The sequence below is a fragment of the Agromyces sp. Y182 genome (assembly GCF_059445385.1).
On the sequence record NZ_JCAIUF010000002.1, the window covers coordinates 698,353 to 721,214 of the forward strand.

20 protein-coding genes and 2 tRNA genes are annotated in these 22,862 nt (G+C 67.9%); 8 read left to right on the plus strand and 14 right to left on the minus strand.

Going from position 1 to position 22,862, the window contains the following annotated elements; all coding sequences use genetic code 11:
* Position 1: 1 nt before the first annotated feature.
* The 5 genes from AC1C2R_RS17810 to AC1C2R_RS17830 form a co-directional block, all read right to left on the minus strand.
* Complete coding sequence (locus AC1C2R_RS17810) at positions 2-670, minus strand: ATP-dependent Clp protease proteolytic subunit (protein WP_495353759.1); 669 nt, start codon at positions 668-670, stop codon at positions 2-4.
* Positions 671-697: 27 nt separating this feature from the next.
* Positions 698-1,282, minus strand: coding sequence for an ATP-dependent Clp protease proteolytic subunit (locus AC1C2R_RS17815; RefSeq protein ID WP_022891923.1), 585 nt, complete (start codon positions 1,280-1,282; stop codon positions 698-700).
* A gap of 73 nt (positions 1,283-1,355) precedes the next feature.
* Complete coding sequence (locus AC1C2R_RS17820; RefSeq protein WP_495380786.1) at positions 1,356-1,838, minus strand: tetratricopeptide repeat protein; 483 nt, start codon at positions 1,836-1,838, stop codon at positions 1,356-1,358.
* 73 nt (positions 1,839-1,911) lie between these two features.
* On the minus strand, positions 1,912-3,378 hold the full coding sequence (tig, locus tag AC1C2R_RS17825) for a trigger factor (protein ID WP_495380787.1): 1,467 nt from the start codon (positions 3,376-3,378) through the stop codon (positions 1,912-1,914).
* Between the two features lie 49 nt (positions 3,379-3,427).
* Positions 3,428-3,501: transfer RNA gene (locus AC1C2R_RS17830), tRNA-Pro, on the minus strand.
* 179 nt (positions 3,502-3,680) lie between these two features.
* Here AC1C2R_RS17830 and AC1C2R_RS17835 point away from each other — a divergent pair.
* Entirely contained in the window at positions 3,681-7,460 is a 3,780-nt protein-coding gene (locus AC1C2R_RS17835) for an SCO7613 C-terminal domain-containing membrane protein (RefSeq protein WP_495380788.1), read from the plus strand.
* Between the two features lie 85 nt (positions 7,461-7,545).
* A tRNA-Gly gene (locus AC1C2R_RS17840) sits at positions 7,546-7,616 on the plus strand.
* 100 nt (positions 7,617-7,716) lie between these two features.
* Here the strand turns inward: AC1C2R_RS17840 and AC1C2R_RS17845 are convergent.
* Entirely contained in the window at positions 7,717-8,379 is a 663-nt protein-coding gene (locus AC1C2R_RS17845; RefSeq protein WP_495353755.1) for a response regulator transcription factor, read from the minus strand.
* The gene (locus AC1C2R_RS17850; protein WP_495380789.1) at positions 8,360-9,643 is read right to left on the minus strand and encodes a sensor histidine kinase; all 1,284 of its coding nucleotides are present in this window, start codon (positions 9,641-9,643) and stop codon (positions 8,360-8,362) included. Before AC1C2R_RS17850 ends, AC1C2R_RS17845 begins: the two co-directional genes overlap by 20 nt.
* Before the next feature lie 124 nt (positions 9,644-9,767).
* On the opposite strand from AC1C2R_RS17850, the gene AC1C2R_RS17855 reads away from it, so the two are divergent.
* The 3 genes from AC1C2R_RS17855 (at position 9,768) to AC1C2R_RS17865 (ending at position 12,469) form a co-directional block, all read left to right on the plus strand.
* Positions 9,768-10,508 (plus strand): ABC transporter ATP-binding protein, encoded by a 741-nt coding sequence (locus AC1C2R_RS17855; RefSeq protein WP_495380790.1) that lies wholly within the window; start codon positions 9,768-9,770, stop codon positions 10,506-10,508.
* Complete coding sequence (locus AC1C2R_RS17860; protein WP_495380791.1) at positions 10,505-11,848, plus strand: FtsX-like permease family protein; 1,344 nt, start codon at positions 10,505-10,507, stop codon at positions 11,846-11,848. The genes AC1C2R_RS17855 and AC1C2R_RS17860 overlap by 4 nt, the downstream gene beginning before the upstream one ends.
* A 123-nt stretch (positions 11,849-11,971) precedes the next feature.
* On the plus strand, positions 11,972-12,469 hold the full coding sequence (locus AC1C2R_RS17865; protein WP_495353752.1) for a Dps family protein: 498 nt from the start codon (positions 11,972-11,974) through the stop codon (positions 12,467-12,469).
* A 100-nt stretch (positions 12,470-12,569) separates the two neighbouring features.
* Here the strand turns inward: AC1C2R_RS17865 and AC1C2R_RS17870 are convergent, their stop codons facing one another.
* The 7 genes from AC1C2R_RS17870 to AC1C2R_RS17900 form a co-directional block, all read right to left on the minus strand.
* A complete protein-coding gene (locus AC1C2R_RS17870) occupies positions 12,570-13,226 on the minus strand; it encodes a response regulator transcription factor (protein WP_495353751.1) in 657 nt (218 codons plus the stop codon).
* A gap of 252 nt (positions 13,227-13,478) precedes the next feature.
* On the minus strand, positions 13,479-14,891 hold the full coding sequence (locus AC1C2R_RS17875) for a sensor histidine kinase (protein WP_495380792.1): 1,413 nt from the start codon (positions 14,889-14,891) through the stop codon (positions 13,479-13,481).
* Entirely contained in the window at positions 14,881-16,413 is a 1,533-nt protein-coding gene (locus AC1C2R_RS17880; protein ID WP_495380793.1) for a multicopper oxidase family protein, read from the minus strand. The genes AC1C2R_RS17875 and AC1C2R_RS17880 overlap by 11 nt, the downstream gene beginning before the upstream one ends.
* Positions 16,414-16,538: 125 nt before the next feature.
* On the minus strand, positions 16,539-18,053 hold the full coding sequence (locus AC1C2R_RS17885; protein ID WP_495380794.1) for an amidohydrolase: 1,515 nt from the start codon (positions 18,051-18,053) through the stop codon (positions 16,539-16,541).
* Positions 18,050-18,694 carry an FMN-binding negative transcriptional regulator gene (locus AC1C2R_RS17890; RefSeq protein ID WP_495380795.1) on the minus strand — a complete coding sequence of 215 codons (645 nt, stop codon included), beginning with the start codon at positions 18,692-18,694 and terminating at the stop codon, positions 18,050-18,052. Before AC1C2R_RS17890 ends, AC1C2R_RS17885 begins: the two co-directional genes overlap by 4 nt.
* A gap of 73 nt (positions 18,695-18,767) precedes the next feature.
* On the minus strand, positions 18,768-19,772 hold the full coding sequence (locus tag AC1C2R_RS17895; protein ID WP_495380796.1) for an Fpg/Nei family DNA glycosylase: 1,005 nt from the start codon (positions 19,770-19,772) through the stop codon (positions 18,768-18,770).
* Positions 19,773-19,781: 9 nt separating this feature from the next.
* Entirely contained in the window at positions 19,782-20,297 is a 516-nt protein-coding gene (locus tag AC1C2R_RS17900; RefSeq protein WP_495380797.1) for a ribose-5-phosphate isomerase, read from the minus strand.
* Between the two features lie 131 nt (positions 20,298-20,428).
* Between AC1C2R_RS17900 and AC1C2R_RS17905 the strand changes: the two genes are divergently transcribed.
* Genes AC1C2R_RS17905 through AC1C2R_RS17915 form a run of 3 tightly spaced genes read left to right on the plus strand, consistent with a single transcriptional unit; the run spans position 20,429 to position 22,826 of the window.
* Positions 20,429-21,616, plus strand: coding sequence for a CE1758 family FMN-dependent luciferase-like monooxygenase (locus AC1C2R_RS17905; RefSeq protein WP_495353744.1), 1,188 nt, complete (start codon positions 20,429-20,431; stop codon positions 21,614-21,616).
* Positions 21,617-21,618: 2 nt separating this feature from the next.
* Positions 21,619-22,104: a MarR family winged helix-turn-helix transcriptional regulator gene (locus AC1C2R_RS17910; RefSeq protein ID WP_495381108.1), complete on the plus strand. Its 486-nt coding sequence runs from the start codon at positions 21,619-21,621 to the stop codon at positions 22,102-22,104.
* A complete protein-coding gene (locus tag AC1C2R_RS17915) occupies positions 22,101-22,826 on the plus strand; it encodes a CE1759 family FMN reductase (protein ID WP_495380798.1) in 726 nt (241 codons plus the stop codon). The genes AC1C2R_RS17910 and AC1C2R_RS17915 overlap by 4 nt, the downstream gene beginning before the upstream one ends.
* Positions 22,827-22,862 lie beyond the last annotated feature (36 nt).

Below are 22,862 nucleotides of genomic sequence, written 5' to 3' on the forward strand. Positions count from 1 at the left end.
GTTATCGCGTGATCGCCGGGAGGCTCTTGCGCGAGGTGAGCACCTGGTCGATGAGACCGTACTCGAGGGCTTCGGCCGCGGAGAGGATCTTGTCGCGGTCGATGTCGGTGTTGACCTGCTCCTGCGTGCGGTTCGAGTGACGCGAGAGCGTCTCTTCGAGCCATCCGCGCATGCGCAGGATCTCGGCCGCCTGGATCTCGATGTCGGATGCCTGGCCATGCCCGGCCTCGCCCATCGCCGGCTGGTGGATCAGGATGCGCGCATTCGGCAGTGCCAGGCGCTTGCCGGGCGTGCCTGCAGCGGCGATGACCGCCGCTGCCGACGCAGCCTGGCCGAGTACGACCGTCTGGATGTGCGGACGGATGTACTGCATCGTGTCGTAGATCGCCGTCATCGCAGTGAAGGAGCCACCGGGCGAGTTGATGTAGAGGATGATGTCGCGGTCGGGATCCATCGACTCGAGCACGAGGAGCTGCGCCATGATGTCGTCGGCGGATGCGTCGTCGACCTGCACGCCGAGGAAGATGATGCGGTCCTCGAAGAGCTTGGCGTAGGGGTCTTGGCGCTTGTAGCCGTAGGCAGTGCGCTCCTCGAAGCTCGGCAGGATGTAGCGCGAGCCCGGTGCTTGGACGCCGTTGAAGGCGGTGCCACCGAAAGCGGGTATGTTCATTCGCTCGTTCTCTCTTCTCTCGAGTGCCTACGCCTGGGTTCCGCCGCCGCCGGCGACATCGAGTGCCGACTCGCGGATGTGGTCGACGAAGCCGTACTCGAGTGCCTGCTGTGCGTTGAACCAACGGTCGCGGTCGCCGTCGGCGTTGATCTGCTCGACGGTCTTGCCGGTCTGCGCCGCGGTGATCTCGGCGAGGCGCTTCTTCATGTCGAGGATGAGCTGCGCCTGCGTCTGGATGTCGCTCGAAGTGCCGCCGAAGCCGCCGTGCGGCTGGTGCAGGAGCACGCGCGCGTTGGGGGTGATGTACCGCTTGCCCTTGGTGCCGGCGGTGAGGAGCAGCTGCCCCATCGAGGCGGCCATGCCGATGCCGACCGTGACGATGTCGTTCGGCACGAACTGCATCGTGTCGTAGATCGCCATGCCGGCCGTGATGGACCCGCCCGGTGAATTGACGTAGAGGAAGATGTCTTTCTTGGCATCTTCGGCGGCGAGCAGCAGCAGCTTCGCCGCGATCTCGTTGGCGTTGTCGTCGCGCACCTCGGAGCCAAGCCAGATGATGCGGTCCTTCAGCAGTCGATCGAAAACACCGGTGCCTGGTGTCGGTTCGGCCATGTTTCGCTCCGTTTCCGTTGTCGCGTTCACTCGAATCTATCCGGTGCAACGCACGCGAACGGGGCTGTTCGCCCTAGGCGGATGCCGCGAGCTCCGCGGCGTATGCGGCGACCGAGACGCGGTAGCGCTGCAGGTGCGGCGCGAGAGCCGAGAGAGCGTCTGATGCCGCCCGGGCGGGCAAGCCCGCATCGACGAGGGCGAGCGCCCTGAACGCGACGACCGCGTCGTGCAGCTCACCGGCGTCGGGCTCGATCGCATCGAGGAGGGCGATCGCTTCGAGCGGCCGCCCGAGGTTGCGGATCGTGGAGGCGAGCTGGACATGGGCCTGCACGCGTTCAGAACCGGCGAGGCCGTTCGCGAGGGCGTCGCGGTACAGCACTTCGGCGTCGACTTCGAGGCCCGCGGAGTCACGTGAACCCGCACGTTCGAAGAGCGCGAGCGGATCATCTGCCGGACGCTCGGCGGCGATGGCGTCGATACGGCGGACCACCTCGTCGTCACCGAGTTCGTCTGCTGCCGCCCAGACGGCGTCGACCCGCTGCTGCCAGTCGCTCATGCTGTGCTCCTCTTCGACGAACAAGCGGGGCCGGGCGATTCGCCCGGCCCCGCTCACTGAAATCGACGCTCGACTATTCGGCGTCTGCCTTCTTCGTTGCACGCTTCTTGGGCGCGGGCTTCTCAGCAGCGTCGTCGGCAGCGGCGGCCTTCTTCGGCGCACGCTTCTTCGGCGCGGGCTTCTCGACGGCTTCGGCCTCTTCGACGATCTCTTCAGCCTCGTCGACGGTCTCGGTCTCGGCCTCTGCTTCGGCTTCGTTTTCGGCGACGGCGGTGAACTCGGAGAGATCGACGGGCTTGCCCGCGGCATCCGACACCTTCGCCTTGCCGAGCGCGAGCGCGAGCGCCTTGTTGCGGGCGACTTCGCCGACCATGGCGGGAATCTGGCTGTTCTGGCTGAGCGCCTGAACGAACTCGTTCGGCTCCATGCCGTACTGGGCCGCGCCCTGCACGAGGTACTGGGTGAGCTCGTCTTGGCTGACCTGCACGCCTTCGGCTTCGGCGATCGAGTCGAGCAGGATCTGCGTCTTGAACGCCTTCACGCTCGACTCGGCGACCTCAGCGCGGTGCTCGTCGTCTTCGAGGCGGTTCTCGTTCTCGAGGTGACGGTGCACCTCGTCGTCGATGACGGCTTGCGCGACCGGCACCTCGACGAGCTCGAGGAGCTTGTCGACGAGAAGGTCGCGGGCCTGGTTGCCCTGGCCGAACGACTTGTTGCGTGCGACTTGCTCTTTGAGGCTGTCGGTCAGCTCGGCGAGCGTGTCGAACTCGCTCGCGATCTGCGCGAAGTCGTCGTCGGCCTCGGGCAGCTCGCGCTCTTTCACGGCGGTGACGGTGACGGTGATCTCGGCGGTCTCGCCCTCGTGGTCGCCGCCCAGGAGCTTCGATGCGAAGGTCGTGGTCTCGCCTGCCGAGAGCGTGTCGAGCGCCTCGTCGATGCCCTCGAGCAGCTCACCCGAGCCGAGCTCGTACGAGATGCCGCTCGCCGTGTCGACCTCGGTCTCTTCGATCATGGCGACGAGATCGAGAGTCACGAAGTCACCGGTCTTGGCAGGCCGGTCGACGGTGATGAGCGTACCGAAGCGGCTGCGCAGGCGCTCGAGTTCTTCGCTGACCTCGTCGTCGCCGACCTCGACGGAGTCGACCGTGAGCTCGAGTCCCTCGTAGGCCGGCAGCTCGATCTCGGGGCGAACGTCGACCTCGATCGCGAGCAACAGCTCGCCAGAGAAGTCTTTGTCGCTGGGCCACTCGACGATGTCGGCCTCGGGCCGGCCGAGGGGGCGCAGTTCGTGCTCGGCGACGGCAGCGCGGTAGAAGCCGTCGAGGCCCTCGTTGACGGCGTGCTCGAGCACGGCGCCCTTGCCGACGCGCTGGTCGACGATGGGCGGCGGCACCTTGCCTTTGCGGAACCCGGGCACATTGATCTGCTCGGCGATGTGTTCGTAGGCGTGGGTGATGCTGGGCTTCAGCTCCTCAGGCGTCACCGAGATGGTGAGCTTGGCGCGTGTCGGGCTCAGCTTCTCAACCGAAGTGGTCGGCATGTGGAAGATCTCCTGTTGTGTGGAAGTTCGTGTCGAGTCGTAGAACTCGTCGGGGCGACAGGATTCGAACCTGCGACCTCCCGCTCCCAAAGCGGGCGCTCTACCAAGCTGAGCTACGCCCCGAGTCGCGACTCAACTCGTCGATTCAGCCGCACGGACATGCCGAAGCATGCGTCAGACGGATGGACCCCGGAAAGTCTACTGCACAGCGCTTGCGCTCGTTGTGCACTTGCCTCCCGGCTGCCGACGCGCTGCTGTGGATGAATCGTCACCGGGACTGCGCACCGTGGCAGAGTGTGCGCATGCCCGACCACGATTCCGTCGTCCGACGCGACCTCCGACGCTGGCCGTCCAGCCCGGCGCAGCTGGTCGACACGACCCTCTGCCCGTCGTGCTTCAGCACGCTGACCTCGGCGGTGTGCGGCACCTGCGGCCTCGATCTGTCGGTTCCCGCAGCGAGTCAGCTGCTGGCGGCGGGTCGACGGCTGCATGACGACGAGCTGGGTCGACAGTCGCTGATCTCGGCCATGCGCGAGGCGCAATCGGCACGGGCTCGCGATGCGGCTGCGATGGACGGCACGGTGCGGGTCGCCGTGCCGATCGCCGCAGGAGTGCCGTCGGTGGCCAGCGCAGCGACAGCAGCGGATGCCGCGATTGCCGTTCGCACACCGCTCGCCGCGGTTGCGGGTCCCGTTGCGGTGCCAGTCACGCCGGACGCGCCTGCCCCGGCTCCCGTCGCCGCTGCGATGGCGCCTTCCGCTCCGTCGGCATCCGATTCGACCCGTTCCGGTCGTTCCGGCGTACAGGTGCTGCTCCTCACACTCGGCGTCGTGTTGATCTCGATTACAGCCGTCGTGTTCCTCTTCGTCGCCTACCTCGTGGCGAGCCTCGAGGTGCGCTCGGTGATCATCGCGATTGCGAGCGTGCTGGTGCTCGGCGTCGCATGGCTGTTGCGGGCGCGAGGCCTTCCGGGCACCGCCGAGGGCGTGGCATCCGTCGCTATCGTGCTGCTGTTGCTCGACGTGTGGATCGTGCGGGCCAACGGGCTGTTCGGCACCGATTCCCTCGGCGCCGCCGGGTACACGGGCGGCGCGCTGCTGATCGTCGCGGCCGTGCTCTTGGGCGTACGTGCGGTCAGTGGCATCCGCGTGACCGGCTTCGCCGCGGCAGCGCTCGCGCCCGTCGGTGTCTTCCTGCTCACGTTCGAGCTTGCGCCCGACGACCTCCCGGGCACTGGCTGGTGGCTCGGCCTCCTCACCGTTTCGCTGCTCGGGTCGGTTGCAGTACTGCTGCCGCGCACCGCCGAGCGCGCGATCGTGCTCGGCGCTGGATTCGTCGCCGGTGCGTTCGCGCTGATCCCTGCGTTCTGGGCGCTGGTCGACATCCAGTGGAACCAGCTGTGGAGTTACCTCGCAGTCGCGGTGGCGTGGTTGATCGCACTGATCGCGGTGCGTCTTCGAAGCAACGACGTGTCTCAGATCTGGGCTCGCATCGCCGCGCCCGCGTTCGGGCTGAGCCTCGCGCTCGCGCCGACGGTGTCGATCGTCTCCGAACTCGACACGGATCTCGCGATCTGGCTCGCGCCCGCCGCGGCGGGCGTCGTGGCCGCCGTGCTCGGGGCCGGTGTGCGTCTGACCGGGCCGGCGTCGCGCGACTCGCTCTGGGCTTGCGTGGCTGCGGTGGTCGTCGCCGTCGCCGCTGCGATACCCGGGGCGTTCCTCGGCCTCGGCGCGATCGCTGCCAGGCTCGTGGCGAGCGTGCCGCCGTGGAACCTCGCCGTCGACGAACAATCCGTGACCTTGCCAGTGGAGCACGATCTCGCGGTCGTCCTCGTGCCGTTCGTCGCCGCGGTCGGTGCACTCGTCATCACGACGCTGGTGCGCCGGGTGCGCATGCTCGTGGCCATCCCCATCGGCGCTGGGCTTGCGGGTGTCCTCGTGGCCGGTGCCATCGCTCCGAACCTCGTCGTGTCCGCTGTCGTGCTGATCGCCCTCGGGGGCGGCGCGCTGGCGCTCGCGGCGGCACTTCGACGCTTCTTGTTGCCGGGCCTCCTCGTGACGCTCATCGTCATCGGAAGCTGCGGCGGCGCGCTCGCCTGGCAGGTGGGCTACTCGAGCTCGGTGCTGTGGCCGTGGGTCGCTGCCCTCGTGATCGCCATCATCGTGGTCGGGCGGGTGCTTGCGCGTCGCGTCTGGGCGGCGCACGTCAGCGCGCCGATCGGCTCGGCGCACCTTGCGATCGCGACGACGCTCTTCGCCGGCGCCGTCTTCTCGATCGCTCCCTGGCTCGATGCGGCCGGATGGCGACCCCTCGAATCGTGGAACTCGCCGTGGATGTGGCTCGCAACGGTGAGCGCCGCCCTGCTCGCCATCGCCGCACTCATGCGGAACGGCAGCACGGGCGATCGCCTGGCCGTCACCGTGCCACTGCTCGCGGCATCCGTCGTCGCGCTGTGGGCGCTCGCCTTCGAAACGGATGCCGCCGCTCGCTGGCTGCCCGCGGTCGTCTTCGTGGTCGCGGGTGTGCTGTGGCTTCGCCTCGGCAAACCGGTGGTGCTGCGCACGGCCTTCGCCGCAACGACCCCGCTCTCCCTCGCGTTCGCGTCTGCCGTCGTCGTCGACGTCGTCTTCGGGGCCGAGTTCGTCGCCATCGGCCTCGCCGGGGCCACCCTGCTCACAGCCGCCCTTGCACACCTGGTGCCGCCGCGTACCGGGAGTTCTCGGCTCGCATGGGGCATCGCGGTCGGGGTCATGGGCCTCACGGCTCTCGTCTCGGGCTTCACCGGCGCCTTCGCGACGGACACGTCGTGGCTGGTACTGCTTTTGCTCACTCCTGTGCCGATCGTGATGGCCGCGCTCGACGGCGACCCGATCGCCGGCCAGAAGCCGACCCGACACGTCGCCTGGCTGAGCCTCGGGCTCGGCGTATCCACGGTGTGGGCCTGGCTCGCGGGTAACGGCGTCGAGAACGTCGAGGCCTATACACTTCCACTCGCCGCTGCGTTGGCCGTCACCGGTGGTCTCATCACCTGGCGGCGGATCACCGCCGACTCGCGCGCCACGGGCCGCACGGCCCTCTTCGGCGCTGCCGCGGCGGTCGCTGTGCTGCCCAGTGTCGCGTCGAGCGGCGACTCCGAGTTGCGCACACTGCTGCTCGTTTCGATCGGCATCGTCGTGTCGATCGCCGCGATCTTCCTGCCCGAGGCGGCACGCGGAGTGCCCATTCGCCTCCTTGGAGTGAGCGCCGGTTGGGTGGCCGTCACCGGCGCGGCGCTCGTGCGCGGTTCTGCCGCCGCGACCGGCGCAGCCGACAGCGTGCTCGTCGTCGAATTCTGGCCGGTCGTCGCGCTCATCGCCGGTGCGGTGATCGCGGTGATGTGGGCCCGCACCGAGTCGAAACCCGAGTGGCTCGGCGAGGTGATGCTCGCGGCATCCGTCGCCCTCGCGTCCGTGCCGACCGTGCTCGCGATCGTCGGCGGTGACGAGCCCACCGTGCGCGCTGCCGTGCTGTTCCCGCTGCTCGCGTTGGTGCACATCGCCACTTCGGCGACGACCGCGAAGCCGGTCGCCGGGCCGATGCTCGGCTGGACCAGCCTCGGCGCGCTCGTCGTCGGCGGCCTCATCGCGCTCGTGCCCGGCGAAGTCGAGCCGTTCGACCTCATCACGGCGTCGGTTGGCGTCGCGCTCATCGGCGCGGGCGCATTCCGTATGCGCCGCTCCCCCGAACTCGGCAGCTGGCCGGCACTCGGGCCTGGCCTCGCGGTGCTGCTCATCCCGGCGCTCATCGCCGACTTCGCCGATCCCGAACTGTGGCGCAACGTCACCCTCGGCGTGGTGGCGGTCACCGTCGTGGTCATCGGCGCCGTACGGCGCCTGCAGGCGCCACTCCTCCTCGGCGGAGCCGTGCTGCTCGTTCACGCCATCGTGCAGCTCTGGCCGTGGATCACCGCGCTCTACGAGGCCGTCTGGTGGTGGCTGTGGCTCGGCATCGCGGGCGTTCTGCTCGTCGCGCTCGCCGCGACCTACGAGCGCCAGATGCGTCTCGCGCGCGGCACGATCCGCTCGATCGCGTCGCTGCGGTAGTCGGCGCGCGCGGTTTCTGCGGCGCGCGTCACAGCGACGGATGCATCGTGTACTACGATGATCCAGTGCCCGCGAGCGGGCGCGCGGGGATGTAGCTCAATGGTAGAGCCTCAGTCTTCCAAACTGATCACGCGGGTTCGATTCCCGTCATCCCCTCTCCATAACCGCCTTCTCATCAGGCATTTTCCCGCCGCTCCATGCTGTTGCCCAGTGGTTCTCAGAGAACGAGTCAGGCCGGAATCCGTCTCGCGGCGAGTTAAGTGCGGTCGTTCTGGAGATAGGTCAGGACCGCCCTGACCCGGCGGTTTTCATCGACTGGGTTGAGTCCGAGCTTGATGAAGATGTTGCCGATGTGTTTGCTGACTGATGCGTCGGTGAGGACGAGTGTGGCGGCTATATCGGCATTCGACTGTCCGTCTGCCATGAGGCCGAGCACTTGGCGCTCTCGTGCCGTGAGAGTTTCGAGCGGTCCCGGCTGGGTAGTGCTGAGGAGGTGCTGCACCACGTCGGGGTCGATGACGGTGCCGCCGGACGCAACTGTTTCGAGTGCGTCGTCGAAGTCGCGGACTCGATTCACGCGGTCCTTGAGGAGGTAGCCGATCGCACCTTCGCGGAGTGTGAGCAGTTCGCGGGCGTAGTTGTCTGCGATGTATTGCGACAGCACGATGATGGGCTGGGTCGGATGCGCGGCCCGAATCTCGAGTGCGGCGCGAAGCCCATCGTCGCTGTTGTTGGGCGGCATCCGGACATCGGTGAGAACGAGATCTGGTCGCTCGTCGATATCGGCGAGGCGCGCGAACTTCGCGAGGAGATCAGGTGCGGTCTCCGCTGTGGCGGCGACGGTGTGGCCGAGTCGTTCCAAGAGGGCAGTCAGCGCTTCGCGCAGCAGCGCGGAGTCCTCAGCGAGCAGCAGACGCATCGCGCTCCGAAATCGCCGCAATGATCGGCAGGGCCATGTACAAGGTCGTTGGTCCCCCGTCTGGGCTGATGATGGTGAACTGCCCGCCGAGCGTCTCAGCTCGCTCGCGGAGTCCGCGCAGCCCGGTTCCAACGTTCTCGTCGGCCCCGCCGTGCCCGTTGTCGGTGACGGCCACAGCGAGCATGTCGGCTTCGATGCCGACTCGGACGGTCAGGCGTGTGGCGGTGGTGTGCTTGACGGTATTGCTCATCGCCTCGGTGACGAGATAGTACGCGACCGTCTCGACCGCGCTCGGGAGCCGACCGAACTCGGCCGCGTCGAGGACGATCGGGACCGGGGTGCGGTCCGCCAGCTCGTTGAGCGCGGCACGGAGTCCGTAGTCAGTGAGGACAGCGGGGTGGATACCGCGAACAGTATTGCGCAGCGTCGCCATCGCATGCTCGGCCTGGCCCTGAGCAACATCGAGCGCGCCGCGCGCCAACCCTGTGTCGCTCCCTTGTGCGGCGAGATCATCGAGTTCGAGGCTGACCATTCCAAGTCGGGCAGCGAGAGTCACGAGTTCCTGCTGTACTCCGTCGTGCAGGTCGCGCTCGATGCGTTGCCGTTCGCTCTCGAACGCCTCGACCAGCGCGGCACGCGACTGGATGAGCCGTTCGACGTTCCGGGCGAGCTCACGTGGGCGAGGTCCGCAGAGCATTCGCAGTAGCGACGATTGGCCCGCCGCGACCAAGGCATTGACGTAAGCAAACAGGCACATCGCGACCAGGCCGATCGGGATGACCAGCCACCAGTTGTCCGGTCCCGCGATGATCCGGACGTCTGCGAAAAGGTTGACTTGCGCGAGGCCACGGGCGCCGGAGAAACCGATGAAGACGAACACGACGAGGCAGAGCCCTTGAGCGAACAGGACGGCCAGCGCGACCCAGCCGAGCACGAGGTCGAGAAGCAGTGCCGCGGTCTCCCGCCAGGTCGCGCCCTCGTTCATCCGCACACCCAACCAGATATGCCGTTGCGCACGAGTGAGGGGCACGTGCCCGGAGGCTTGACGGGGAAAGCCGAGGATGTGGGTGCGACGGCGCTCGATCGCGCCGATGACGATGCCCCACAGTGGCAGGAGCAGAAGCGTGACGATCACGACCGGCAACAACACGAGCCCGAGCGCGGAGCTCGCCAGCAGGTAGATGAGCGTGCGCCAAGGCCATCGGCTGAGCAGGAACCGCCACGGCGGCTGCATCAGCGCCTGCCATACGGTTGCCGGCCTCATACCCCAACCCTACGGAGGCGACGACCACGGGGCTGGGGCCTTTGCGAAGAGTAGAGCCAGCTCTACCTCGACTCCCCACCTCGCCCCCTCGCGCCCGTCCCGGCCGTCGCATCCAATAGGGAGTGTGACCAAACCGCTCATTCGCGCCGAGAACCTGCACAAGACCTTCCCCGGAGTCGGGCCGAAGGAACCCCGCGTGCCGGTGCTGCGCGGGATCTCCCTCGACGTTCATCCCGGCGAGATGGTCAGCATCGTCGGACCCTCCGGCTCCGGCAAGTCCACCCTGCTCTACTGCCTCTCCGGGCTCGAACCCTACGACTCCGGCTCCGTTCAACTCACCGGGCGCGAACTGCGCACGCTCCGGCGCGGTGGACTCGCCACTCTTCGTCGCAAGCATGTCGGTTTCGTGTTCCAGTCCTACAACCTCATCCCTTCCCTCACCGCCCGGGAGAACATCGCCTTGCCTGCGCGACTCGCCCGCCGGGGGGTGAACCGGGCGAGCATCGATCGCGTGCTGGCCGAAGTCGGGCTGACTGACCGGGGCCGCCACAGGCCTGGGCAGCTCTCGGGCGGGCAACAGCAGCGTGTCGCGATCGCCCGCGTGCTCGCCATGCGCCCCGACCTCGTGTTCGCCGACGAGCCCACAGGCTCCCTCGATACCGCAACCGGCGCCGACGTGCTCCGGCTCCTACGTGGCGCAGCCGGTGACCACCGCTCGGTCATCGTCGTCACGCACGACCTCGAAGCTGCCGCCCTCGCCGACCGCGTGCTGGTACTGCGAGACGGCCTCATCCACAGCGAACTCCGGCATCCGGCTCCCGAACAGGTACTCGAGGCAATCACTCTCGCCGGGGTCGCCGCGTGATCCGGCTCATCTTGTCCGATCTGGCCGCTCACGGCCGGGTGTGGCTCGGCATCGTCGCCGTAACCGTCGCCACCGGCTTCGTCTCCGCGATTGCCGCCGGACTCATCGAGACCGGCGCGGTCCATGGCGGCCGCATACAGGAAGGGCTTGCCAGCACCAGCGCCGCCGTCATCATGTTCACCACCATCGCCGCGCTCATCGTGCTCAGCTCGACCGCGAACCTCACCGTCGCCCTGCAACAGCGCAGCTATGCCCTGTGGCAACTCGTCGGTATCCGACCTGTCCTTGTCGCGCTGGTGGTGCTCGCTCAGCTCGCCATCGTCGGCATCATCGGCGCGCTGATCGGATGCATAGTGGCGATCCCGACATTCGGCCCGCTGTTCACGTGGGCGTTCAGTGATTGGGAGCAGATGCAGGGCATCACTCTTCACCTGGGACTTGTCAGTGTGCTCGTGGTGACCGCTGGGATCACCACGGTCGTGCTCCTCGGCGGGCTCCGCGGCGCACGCCGGGCCAGTCGCACCCCTCCCATCGAGGCGCTGCGCGACGCGGACCCGCCCCAGATCAAGATGGGGCGGGTCCGTATCGTCCTCACTGCAGCGATCTTCGCCGGCACCACCGCGCTGGCGATGAACCTCGACGGAAGCGCGTCGATGTCCGCGCTTTCCGGCCAAGCCATCCTGTTCACGCCACTCATCGCGGCGGCGCTCGCCGCAGCGGGACCCGTCGTGTTCCCGATCGTCCTTCGAGCATGGACGTCGCTGCTGCCGGCGAGGGCATCGGCGTCGTGGTTTCTCGCACGCAACACCGCCAGCCACCGACTCGGCCAGTCCAGCGCCGCGATCGGCCCGCTCATGGTCGCCATCGCCCTTGCCGGCGGCCTGTACACCACCGGCGCGACACTTGCCGCAGGCCAAGCCACGCGAACCGGCACCAACGAGGGATTCGATCTTGCGCCAGAAGGCGTCGTGATCCTCCTCGGCGGCCCGCTCCTGCTCTCGGCCGTTGCCGCTGCCGCGACCGTGTTCATGTCCGGCCACGCACGCGAACGCGAGTTCGCACTCGTCCAGGCGGCTGGCTCAACGCACACCGGAATCATCCTCACCGCGATCTGGGAGGCCGTCATCTTCACCGTCACTGCGGCCATCCTCGGCGCACTCGCCACCGTCATCGGCGGTCTCATCGTCGCCGCCGCGCTCGCACTGCCGGTCCCCGTAGTGTCGTTCGGAACCATCGCACTGATCGCCGGTGGCGGCCTAGCGCTCACCCTCGCGGCGACCGTCGCACCGACCACCGCGGCTCTCCGGCATGAGATACCCCGAACGCTCGCCGTCGAGTAGCACTGTCCCAGTCAGTGAATGACGCCTTGTCAACCCCTCCTCAGCCGAGCCTTCCCTTCCTTGAAATACGCAGGCATCCGCGTAGCGTTGAGGAAGACATACGCTCCAGGGAAGGTGGACCACATGACCGATACCAAGATCGCTCCCAAGACCCCGAAGACCGGCGCGAACGCCGACGTCGCCTCGGGGGTCGCCCAGTTCCTCACGCCCGTCGTGCAGGAGCTCATCGCGCTCGCCGTCAACGGCAAGCAGGCGCACTGGCACGTACGCGGGGTGAACTTCATCGCCGTGCACGAACTGCTCGACGAGGTCGTGGCGCACGCGCAGGACTGGGCCGACCTCGCCGCTGAGCGGGTGGTCGCCCTCGGCTTGCCCGTCGACGGCCGCCTGAAGTCCGTCTCCGACAAGAGCGGCGCTGTGAACCCGAAGCTCGGCTTCCAGCCTTACGACGAGGCGATCGCCGACGTCGTCGCGCAGATCGACCTCGCAGCCGAGAAGGTCGCCGAAGCGATCGAGGGCCTCGACGAGCTCGACCCCGTGAGTCAAGACGTCGTGATCGAGATCCGCCGCGGGCTCGACAAGGACCGCTGGTTCCTCTTCTCGCACGTCGCCGTGAAGTAAACGCGCGATGGCGGCCTGACGGGCCCGGGTGCAGAATGCCGATATGACGGCGGATGCACCCGGGCCCGACTCGTCTCACGGCTGCGACGACCAGCGGTGATCAGCGCTGCAGCCAGGTGAGCACCGCGAGCACGCGGCGGTGGTCGGTGCCGGAGTCTTCGAGGCCGAGCTTCTGGAAGATCGAGGTGACGTTCTTCTCCACGGCTCCGACGCCGATGAACAGCTGCTTGGCGATGCCGGCATTGGTGCGGCCCTCGGCCATGAGGGTCATCACCTCGCGCTCGCGTGGGGTCAGCGACTCGAGTGGGTCGCTGCGACGCGCAAGCAGCTCTCGCACGACCTGCGGGTCGAGCACGGTGCCGCCCTGGCTGACGCGTTCGACCGCGTCTTCGAGCTCGTCGAGAGAGGCCACGCGATCTTTCAAGAGGTACCCCATGCCACCCTCGCCCGATGAGAGCAGCTCGTGCGCGTAGGTGCCCTCGACGTACTGGCTGAGCAGCAGCACCCCGACCTTCGGCATGCGTCGACGCAGTTCGAGAGCCGCGCGCACACCCTCGTCGCGGAATGTCGGCGGCATGCGCACATCGAGCACGGCGAGGTCGGGCCGGGTTTCGTCGATCGCTGCGAGCAGGGAATCGGCTTCGCCGTACGCGGCGACCGTCTCGAAGCCGGCCTCATCGAAGAGACGCACCAGGCCTTCCCGCAAGAGCACCGAGTCTTCGGCGAGCACGATTCGAAGCGGCGTGCGGTCGGTCATTCCCCCAACATTAGCGGCGGCATCGGCGGTCGAGTGCAGGGGTCCGAGATCGGGTTGCGGGGTCTCGATACGGCCCTGGCGGGCCTACTCGACCAACGATCACACTGGGCTACTCGACCGACGAAGTTGCGAGGTCTCGATACGGCCCTGGCGGGCCTACTCGACCGACTATCACACTGGGCTACTCGACCGACGAAGTTGCGAGGTCTCGATACGGCCCTGGCGGGCCTACTCGACCGACGAAGATGCGGCCTACTCGACCGACGAAGGTGGCGACTCGAGCGGCACGTACGGGATGTGCGCGCCGATCGTCGTCGGTCCGCCGACGGGGCTGTCGACGACGAACATGCCGCGCAGGCCCTGCACCCGATCTTGCAGTCCGGCGAGCCCGTGGCCCGTGGCCAGCGTTGCGCCGCCGCGCCCGTTGTCAGTCACCCAGAGGTCGATCCAGTGGCCCGTCGGCCCGGTGTCGCGTGTCGAGACGGAGAGACGGATTCCGGTGGCCTCCGCGTGCTTCACGGCATTCGTCAGCAGCTCGGCGGCGACGAAGTAGACGTTGCGTTCGATCGGCGCCGGCAGCGCGGCATCCGTCGGCAGAGCGATCTCGATCGTCACCGGAATGGGGCTCCGCGCTCCGAGCGACTGAAGTGCGACGGCGAGACCGCGGTCCTGCAGGATCGGCGGTGCGAAGCCGCGCGAGAGAGCTCGCAGCTCGTCGAGCGTCTCGCGAGCCTGCTCGCGGGCCTCGCCGAGGAGTTCACGCGCCGAGTCCGGGTCGCGCTCGAGCTTGCGCTCGATGGCGGCGAGATCCATCTGCAGTCGCACGAGCCGCTGCTGCGGGCCATCGTGGATGTCGCGCTCGAGGCGGCGAAGCGAGGCGTCTTCGGCCTGCACGGCCGCGCCGCGGGAGGCGGAGAGCTGTGCAACCTCGCGCTCCAGAGCCTCGGAGCGCCATGCGCCGAGCACGCCGCGCGCGATGACGTCGTGCAGCAGGGTGAGGCCGCGGAAGACGAACGGCAGCGTGGCGAGGAAGATGAGGCCGATGACGAATTCGAAGATCGCTTCACCCACTCGCGGATCGACGCTCATCGTGTTGCCGGGGAAGAGCCAGTCGACGACGACGTCGTAGAGCCAGAAGTCTTGATCGCCACGGCCCACGGGAATGTACCGCTGCCAGATCCAGCCGGTTGTGCCGCCGAGTGCGACGGAGGTCCATGCGACGGTGACGCTCCACGTGACGACGCTCACGATCGGGTTGATCACCATGCCGTGCAGGAGGTACAGCCAGTAATGGCCTTCGATGAACGGTGCGAATATCGTGCGCCAGAAGCCCCGGTCGCGGTCGGCCCGCTCCCATGGCGGTCGGGCGATCGGGTGCCGCCCCGCCCCGCGAAGGCGCGTGAGTTCGAGAGTGCCGAAGCCGCGCGCCATGAACAACGACGCGACGAGGATGAAGACGCCGAAGACGAGGACGATGAGCCCGAGCCCGGTGAAGAAGGTCGTCGACAGCAGCACGAGGCCCGCGATCGCGATGGGCATCGTGAGGATGAGGAAGCCGAACTCCCGTGGCACCGTGGCCCACAGCGACCAGTAGCTGCGGCGCATCGCCGCGGCATCCGTGGGGCCGGCCGCGGGCGCGGGGGGAGTGATGGTTTCAGTGCTCATGGTGGGTTCCTTCAGTCATCGTCGCACGCTGGCCCAGTTCGACGACGGCGAACTGGCCCATCATTCCCTGGTCTTCGTGCCACAGCAGGTGGCAGTGGTACATGTACGGCGTATCGGGGTCGGTGTAGTCCTCGAAGCGCATCAGGAGTTCGTACTCGGTGTTCGGCTCGGTGAAGATCGTGTCCTTCCAGCCCGCGAGTTCGGGCGGTGGTGCAGCGCCGTCGATCGATGCGATGCGGAACTGCACGTCGTGCACGTGGAAACTGTGCGGCAGATTGGTCGCATTCTCGACCACCCACCGCTCGAGCGTGTCGACCGTCACGGTCGCGTCGATTCGGCCCATGTCCATCGAGTCGCCATTGATCTCGAAACTGTCGTTCAGTTCGAAGGTTCGTGTGGTCGCAACCTCGGCCTCGTCGAACTCGGGAATCGTATTCAGCCGTTCGGGCACGGCGGGGGCCGGGTCGAGTGCGTCGGCGGCGCGCAACTCGAGCACGTCGTACGAGTCCGTGCCGCCGTTCGTCGCAGCGATCGGCGCCACGAGCGCGGCGATCTCAGGGGTCATACGCGACTGCAGAACCAGGCGTTCGCCGGGAGTCACGCGCACGAGCACCTCGGCGCGCTCCCCCGGCGACAGACGCACATGATCGAGTTCGACGGATGCCTCCAGCAGCCCGCCGTCAGTCGCGATGAGCTCCACCGGCCGCCCATCACTCCACGTGAACGCATAGCTGCGGGCGGTGGAGGCGTTCAGGAGCCGGAGCCGGACGAGCTCGTCGTTCACGTCGAGATACGGGCCTCTGGTGCCGTTGACGATGAGCTCGTCGCCGAGTCCCCCGGCGTAGCCGTAGGGGTTCGGTTCCTTCCGCCCCTCCGCCGAGAAACCGGTGTCCTGCACGATCACGGGAACGTCGTCGACGCCGTACTCGCGCGGGAGGCCGAGAGCGGCCTCGGCGTCGTCCTGCACGATGAACATTCCCGCGAGGCCACGTGAGACGTGATCTTCGGTCTCGCCGTGCGGGTGCGGGTGATACCAGAGGGTGGCCGCCTGCTGGTCGATGTCCCACTCGGGCGACCATGTGCCACCCGGATCGACCATCTGGTGCGGCCCGCCGTCCATCTCCGCAGGCAGGTGCATGCCGTGCCAGTGCACGGTCGTCGGTTCCTCGAGCGAGTTCGTGACGTCGACGCGTACGTGCTCGCCGCGCTTGGCGACGATCGTGGGGCCGAGATAGCTGCCGTTGAAACCCCAGGTGTTGCTGGGCCGGCCCGGTTCGAACTCGGTTTCGCTCGCTTGCGCGTCGAGCGCGAAGACGCGAGTGCCGTCGGCGTCGACGGTCGCCTCGGCGAGCGGAGGGATCGCGAGCGGCTTGTCGAACTCGACCTTGCCCACCGTCGAGACCTGACCCGGACCGGCGTTGCTGCACCCGGCGAAGGCCACCGCGATGAGCCCGCCGGCCGCGACTGCGGCGAGCGCGGATCCGAGCGCGGCACGGGGTCTGCGGAGGCGTGTCTGAAGCATGACTCCAGCCTCGCGATGTCGAGGCCGGCAACCCAGCCGGTGCACGCCCCGATCCCATCGGGGGTTTTCCCCCGCTCGCCCAGCGATGGCGCGCGGGGGATCGCGGGTGATCGCGCGCTGCGGCCTCAGCAGATCGACGAGAACGTGAAGCGGCCGGCGAGGAGGGTGCCTGCCACCGGCATCCGGCGCAATTCGTCGACGGATGCCTCGAACGGGTCGATCTCGACGATGGCGAGATCGGCCGCCCCACCGACCTGCACCGCCGTGCCGTGGCCGCCGGTCGATGCCGCGAGCGCGGCTCGTGCCTCGATCGCCTGCTCGGGATGCCAGGGCTCGCGACCATCACGGGCCCGACCGACCGCGGCCGAGATCGCGACCCACGGGTCGAGTGGTGCGACCGGCGCATCGGAACCGAGCGCGAGCTCGACGCCCGCCGCCGCGAGCTCCGCGAGCACGAACGCCCGATCGGTGCGACCCGCCCAGTGCCAGTCGGCGACGTCGCGGTCGTCCATCGCGTGCTCGGGTTGCACGCTCGCGACGACACCGAGGCGTGCGAAGCGTGCGATGTCGTCGCGACACAGGAGTTGGGCATGCTCGATCGATCCGGTGCATCCCACCTCGTCGAAGGCGTCGAGCACGCGTGCGTTGGCGTGGTCGCCAATGGCGTGCACGGCCGGGGTGAGACCCGATTCGTGTGCTCGGCGCATGTGTCGCACCAAGTCGTCGTACGTCACCGTCGCGAGCCCGTAGGGGTGGTCGGACGGCCCGACACCGGGGTACTGGTCAAAACACCAGGCGGTTCGCGTGTTGAGCGAGCCGTCGGTGATGACCTTGTACCCGCCGACGGTGACGAGACCCGCGGTGGCCGGCACGATGTCGCCGGTGCGGAGGCCCTCATCGATCGCGCGGTCGAGGTGCTGCGTGTACACGCCGAACGAGACACGCAACTCGTCGGCCCCTGCACCGACGCGTCGGGCCCAGTCGTCGCGGTTCCACCGCATCTCGTAGTCGGTGATGCCGACCACACCGCGAGCCGCGGCCTCTCGCGCGGCCTCGGCGACCCACTCGTCGAGCACCTCGTCGGCGATGTCGTCGAGCTGCCGCACGACGCGGAAGCAGTCGTCTTCGCGGACCACTCCGCTCTGCCCGGCGAGCGACTCGACTCCGTGCCGCCGCAGCGCAGCGGTGTTCAGCCAGCACGAGTGCAGGTCGGCCGCGACGAGCACGACCGGCACGTCACCCGAGACGGCGTCGAGCGCATCGCGGGTGGGCGCATCGGCCCAGAGTCCGTCGCGATAGCCGAATCCGATCACCTCATGTGCACCTCGGGCGACGGATGCCGCCACCAGGCGCGCGACGGCGGCAGCCGACTCGGCCCCGGCGAGATCGAGGCGGCGCGACACCATCGCCCACTGGGAGAAGTGCACGTGCCGGTCGTGCAGCCCGGGCAGCACGAAGCGGCCGTCGAGGTCGAGACGACGGATGCCGCGGGGCCGGACGGCACCGGAAGGGATCACCGCGGCGACGTGGCCTCCGTCGAGGTGGAGATCGACGAGCCCGTCGGTGCCGGGCAACCGGGCTCCGGTGAGCAGCAGCGACTCGGCGACATCCGCGGCGCCCGTCGTGACCGGAGCACTCACGCCCGAGCCGCCCGAAGGGTCTCGTGTGTACGGCGCATCTCTGCGGCGAGCGCGGGGCTCGCATACGGGCCGTCGCCCTCGAGCTCGTCGATGATGCGGTCGACGGTCTCAGCGGACTTGTTCTGGCTCATCTTGTTCTTCGCGACGAACCGTGTAATGGGAATGCGGAGGCCGACGGTGCCCGCGGAGATGCGATCGGCGTAGGCCGAGTTCTCGGCGGTGCCGCGCATGCGCCGCGGTTCGGGCATCGGGTCTTCGAAGTGGTCGACGAGTGCTTCGAGCACCCGGAGGTTCTCGTCGGCGGAGAGCAGCTCGGGCGTGCCGTAGAGATGCGCGGTGACGAAGTTCCACGTCGGCACCGCGGGATTCGCGTCGTACCAACCGGGCGAGATGTAGCCGTGCGGCCCCTGCACGATGACCATGAGCTCGTGGCGTCCGAGCTCGTGCACGACCTCGTCGGGCCGGCCGACATGCGTGAGCAGCACAATGCCGGAGGCGGTCTCATCGAGGAGCACCGGATAGTGGGATGCGACGAGCCCCGCGGCATCCGTCTGGCTCACGATCGTCATCCACGGGTACTCGCGGATGAGGCGCTTCACGCCGTCGTCGCTCGCGAGGGTGAAGCTGGGGTTCTGTCTCATGTGCTTCCTCGGTCTCGATACGCTTCGCTACTCGACCAGCGAACGGCTGCGCTACTCGACGAGCGAACGATGGTCAGGCTTGGCAGTACGGGCACCAGTAGAGCTTGCGGGCGCCCATCTCTTCGAGCACGATGTTCGTGCCGCAGACCCGGCACGGCAGGCCCTCGCGCTTGTAGACCCAGTGCCGGTCTGCGCGGTTCGCCATCGCGGCGCGGTAGGCCTCGGGGTCGAGATCGTCCATCGTCATCATCTGTCCGGTCTCGACGCCGATGCGCAGCAGTTTCGCCCAGTCGCGCCATAAGTGGCGCACGTGCTCTTCGGGCACGAGCTTGCCCGGCGTATGCGGGTTCTGCTTGGCGCGGAACAGCAGCTCGGCGCGGTAGACGTTGCCGATGCCTGCGACGACGTTCTGGTCCATGAGCAGCAGGCCGATCGGGGTGGCCTTCTTCAGGATCGTGCGCGTGAAGCGTTCTTCGACCTCAGGCCCTGAGTCGAGCAGCGGGTCGGGGCCGAGCTTGCCGACGACGGCCTCGACCTGGGCGGGGTCGAGCACTTCGCACGCGGTGGGCCCGCGCAGATCGGCGCAGATCGTGTCGGTGAGCAGGCGCACCCGCACCTGGCCGACAGGCTCCGGGGGAAACGTCGTGAGCTCGTTCCCCTCCTTCTCGGACTCCGACATGCGCAAGCGGGTCTTGCGAGGCGCGCCGATGGACTGCAGGGAGTTCTCACCCGAGGTGTCGAACACGACTGCATCGGGGTTCGACCCATCGAGGAACGTCCCCTGCTGGTTCGTCTGGCCCATGCGACCGTTCGCCGACGCGATCGTCGCATCCATCAGAATGTCGCCCGCGAAGTCCCACGCACCGTACATGCCGAGGTGCACGCGCAGCCACACATCGCCCTCGAAGCCGAGGAACATCTGCTTGCCCACGGCACGGGCATCCGTCATCCGTCGCCCGTCGATCTCGGCCGCCCCGACGGCGAACCGGCCCTGCGGACTCGACGCGTGCACGACGTGCCCGACGAAGTTGCGTTCGAACTGCCGGGTGATGCGGTGTACGGAGTGACCCTCGGGCACGGTGCTTTCCTACTCCGCAGTGGCCGCTGAGTCCGTCGAAACGTCGACGCCCTTGCCCGCGATGTCACCCGTCGTCTCGTACTCGGCGACCTGCGCGATGCGTCGCACGTGCCGCTCATCACCCGAGAACGGCTCGGCGATGAACGCGTCGATGTAGCGGATGGCCTCTTCGACCGTGTGCTGGCGGGCGCCGATCGAAATCACGTTGGCGTCGTTGTGCTCGCGCGCGAGGATCGCGGTGTCCATGCTCCAGACGAGGGCGGCACGGATGCCCCGCACCTTGTTGGCCGCGATCTGCTCGCCGTTGCCCGAACCGCCGAAGACCACGCCGAGCGCACGTACTCCCGCGGCCTGGTCGCGCGCGACGCCGAGCGCCGCGTTGATGCAGAACGCCGGGTAGTCGTCGAGGGCGTCGTATTCGGCCGGGCCATGGTCGACGACCTCGTGACCGCCGTTGGTCAGGTGATCGACGAGCGTGCGGCTGAACTCGAGGCCGGCGTGGTCGGTCGCGATGTGGATGCGCATGCGCCAATCCTATTGACAGGAGAGACCGGCGAACCCATCGAACGGCACTCAGGAGAACGGATCGAGTGACGCGGGAATACATGCGCAGTCATGTTGTTGTGGTGATGAGACACCGTGGAAAGGCGGACACCATGCAGTTCGGAATCTTCACCGTCGGGGACATCGCCCCCGACCCGACCACCGGGTACACGCAGAGTGAGGCGGAGCGCATCGCCAATATGGTGCGAGTCGCACAACGGGCCGACGAGGTCGGGCTCGACGTGTTCGCACTCGGAGAGCACCACAATCCCCCGTTCGTGCCATCCTCACCGCCGACCCTGCTGGCGCACATCGCTGCGCTGACGAAGAACATCGTGCTGAGCACCTCCGTCACGCTGATGACCACGAACGACCCGGTGAAGATCGCCGAGGACTACGCCATGCTGCAGCACGTGGCGAAGGGGCGCCTCGACCTCATGGTCGGGCGCGGCAACACCGTGCCGGTCTATCCGTGGTTCGGCAAGGACATCCGCCAGGGCGTCGCTCTCGCGCTGGAGAACTACAACCTGCTGCACCGACTCTGGCGCGAGGACGTCGTCGACTGGGAGGGGAAGTTCCGCACGGCGTTGCAGGGCTTCACCTCCACCCCGCGTCCCCTCGACGATGTGCCGCCCTTCGTCTGGCACGGATCCATCCGCACGCCCGAGATCGCCGAGCAGGCCGCGTTCTACGGCAACGGATTCTTCGCCAATCACATCCTTGCGCCGAACCTGCACTTCAAGCCGCTCGTCGACTTCTACCGGGAGCGATTCGAGCACTACGGGCACGGCACGAAGGAACAGGCGATCGTCGGTCTCGGCGGCCAGGCCTTCATCGCGAAACGTTCCCAGGATGCCGTGAGGGCCTTCCGCCCCTACTTCGAGGAGTACCCCATGTTCCGGGGAAGTTCGCTCGACGACTTCATGACGCGAACGCCGCTGAGTGTCGGCAGCCCGCAAGAGGTCATCGACAAGACCCTCACCTTTCAGGAGGGTTTCGGCGACTATCAGCGCCAGCTGTTCACGGTCGACAGCATGGCACTCCCGGTCGAGATGGCGCTGGAGCAGGTCGAACTGCTCGGCACCGAGGTCGTACCGGTGCTCCGACGGGAGATGGCCGCGCGGCGCGCGCCGAGCGCTCCGGATGCCCCGACCCACGCGAGCCTGATCGCCGAGAAGTACGGCGATGCGAAGCCGCGCCAGCCGCGACCGAATCCGAACCGCGGCGACAACCTCTCGGGCGCCTCGCCGTACCAGGACAGCGACCCGGCCGTCGAGGCACGATTCCCGATGGTGGCGTGAAGATGATCAGCGATGTCCGGCTCGCGAACGAGGCCTGGGAGGCGTACTACCGCGCACAGGCCACGATCGCCCGCGAGCTCTCCGACGCCGACATCTGGGACGGCCTGCTGGTGAAGGAGTACGCCGTCCTCCACGCACTCTCGGCCGAGCCCGACGGCTTGCGCATCACCGAGCTGGGTGACGATGTCCTGCTCACCCAACCCGGAATGAGCCGGCTGATCACTCGTCTCGAGGCCCGTGGTCTCGTCGAACGCGGTGACGACGTCGACGACGCCCGCGCGCATCGCATCCGACTCACTCCCGAAGGCGCGCAATGTCAGCGGCGGGTCGGTGCCCATGTGGCCCTGAACGTCGCCCGGGTGATGTCCCGCGCACTGAACGCCGAGCAACTCGGCACACTCCGTGAGCTCAGCCTCGTGCTCCTCGCCGGCGCCACCGGCCCGAAAGCGGGAGTGCAGCAGAACGCCGTCGAAAGGTTCACGTCATGACCGGTCAGTCGTCTGGACCGCACATTCCGATCGATTCGGATGCTCCGCACGCCCCCGTGCGACTCGTCATCGTGAGCGCCGGGGTGAGCGAGCCATCCTCGACCAGATTGCTGGCCGAGCGGGCCGCGCAGAAGAGCATCGACCTGCTCCGTGAGGCCGGCAGGCCGGCATCCGTCGGCGTCATCGAACTCGGTCCACTGGCGGTCGAGATCGCTCAAGCCATCGTGTCGGGAATTCCCGGCGAGCGCCTGCAGGCGGCGATCGAACGCCTCGCGGCCGCCGACGCCGTCATCGCCAGTACCCCGGTGTACAAGGCCGGGATCAGCGGCCTGTTCAAGTCCTTCGTCGACGTGCTCGACAACGACCTGCTCATCGCGAAGCCGGTCCTGCTCGCCGCGACCGCCGGCACGGCGCGGCATGCAATGGTCGTGGACGAGCAGCTCAGGCCCCTGTTCGCGTTCCTCCGCGCACTCCCCCTGCCGACGTCACTGTACGCCGCGCCCGAGGATTGGGGATCCACGACGCTCGGCGACCGCATCGAGCGTGCGGCGACGGAATTGGTGCTGTTCGTGAGGAGCGGCGTCGGCCCGTCGATCGCCGAGAACGCCTGGGGCGGCTATCAACACCAGTTCGCGGGCAACGCGACTCGCGCCGAACACAGCACCGCGGATGTCGACTTCACGACCGATCTCATGCGGCTCGCCGCGGGCGGAGGCGGGTGAGTGCGATCTCGGTGACACGTCACGGCAGCGGAGGCC

Bases quoted from the DNA above. Each gene is read 5' to 3' on its own strand.
- AC1C2R_RS17810 (WP_495353759.1), bottom strand. From the start codon at position 670: ATGAACATACCCGCTTTCGGTGGCACCGCCTTCAACGGCGTCCAAGCA.
- AC1C2R_RS17815 (WP_022891923.1), bottom strand. From the start codon at position 1,282: ATGGCCGAACCGACACCAGGCACCGGTGTTTTCGATCGACTGCTGAAG.
- AC1C2R_RS17820 (WP_495380786.1), bottom strand. From the start codon at position 1,838: ATGAGCGACTGGCAGCAGCGGGTCGACGCCGTCTGGGCGGCAGCAGAC.
- tig (WP_495380787.1), bottom strand. From the start codon at position 3,378: ATGCCGACCACTTCGGTTGAGAAGCTGAGCCCGACACGCGCCAAGCTC.
- AC1C2R_RS17835 (WP_495380788.1), top strand. From the start codon at position 3,681: ATGCCCGACCACGATTCCGTCGTCCGACGCGACCTCCGACGCTGGCCG.
- AC1C2R_RS17845 (WP_495353755.1), bottom strand. From the start codon at position 8,379: ATGCGTCTGCTGCTCGCTGAGGACTCCGCGCTGCTGCGCGAAGCGCTG.
- AC1C2R_RS17850 (WP_495380789.1), bottom strand. From the start codon at position 9,643: ATGAGGCCGGCAACCGTATGGCAGGCGCTGATGCAGCCGCCGTGGCGG.
- AC1C2R_RS17865 (WP_495353752.1), top strand. From the start codon at position 11,972: ATGACCGATACCAAGATCGCTCCCAAGACCCCGAAGACCGGCGCGAAC.
- AC1C2R_RS17870 (WP_495353751.1), bottom strand. From the start codon at position 13,226: ATGACCGACCGCACGCCGCTTCGAATCGTGCTCGCCGAAGACTCGGTG.
- AC1C2R_RS17875 (WP_495380792.1), bottom strand. From the start codon at position 14,891: ATGAGCACTGAAACCATCACTCCCCCCGCGCCCGCGGCCGGCCCCACG.
- AC1C2R_RS17880 (WP_495380793.1), bottom strand. From the start codon at position 16,413: ATGCTTCAGACACGCCTCCGCAGACCCCGTGCCGCGCTCGGATCCGCG.
- AC1C2R_RS17890 (WP_495380795.1), bottom strand. From the start codon at position 18,694: ATGAGACAGAACCCCAGCTTCACCCTCGCGAGCGACGACGGCGTGAAG.
- AC1C2R_RS17900 (WP_495380797.1), bottom strand. From the start codon at position 20,297: ATGCGCATCCACATCGCGACCGACCACGCCGGCCTCGAGTTCAGCCGC.
- AC1C2R_RS17905 (WP_495353744.1), top strand. From the start codon at position 20,429: ATGCAGTTCGGAATCTTCACCGTCGGGGACATCGCCCCCGACCCGACC.
- AC1C2R_RS17910 (WP_495381108.1), top strand. From the start codon at position 21,619: ATGATCAGCGATGTCCGGCTCGCGAACGAGGCCTGGGAGGCGTACTAC.
- AC1C2R_RS17915 (WP_495380798.1), top strand. From the start codon at position 22,101: ATGACCGGTCAGTCGTCTGGACCGCACATTCCGATCGATTCGGATGCT.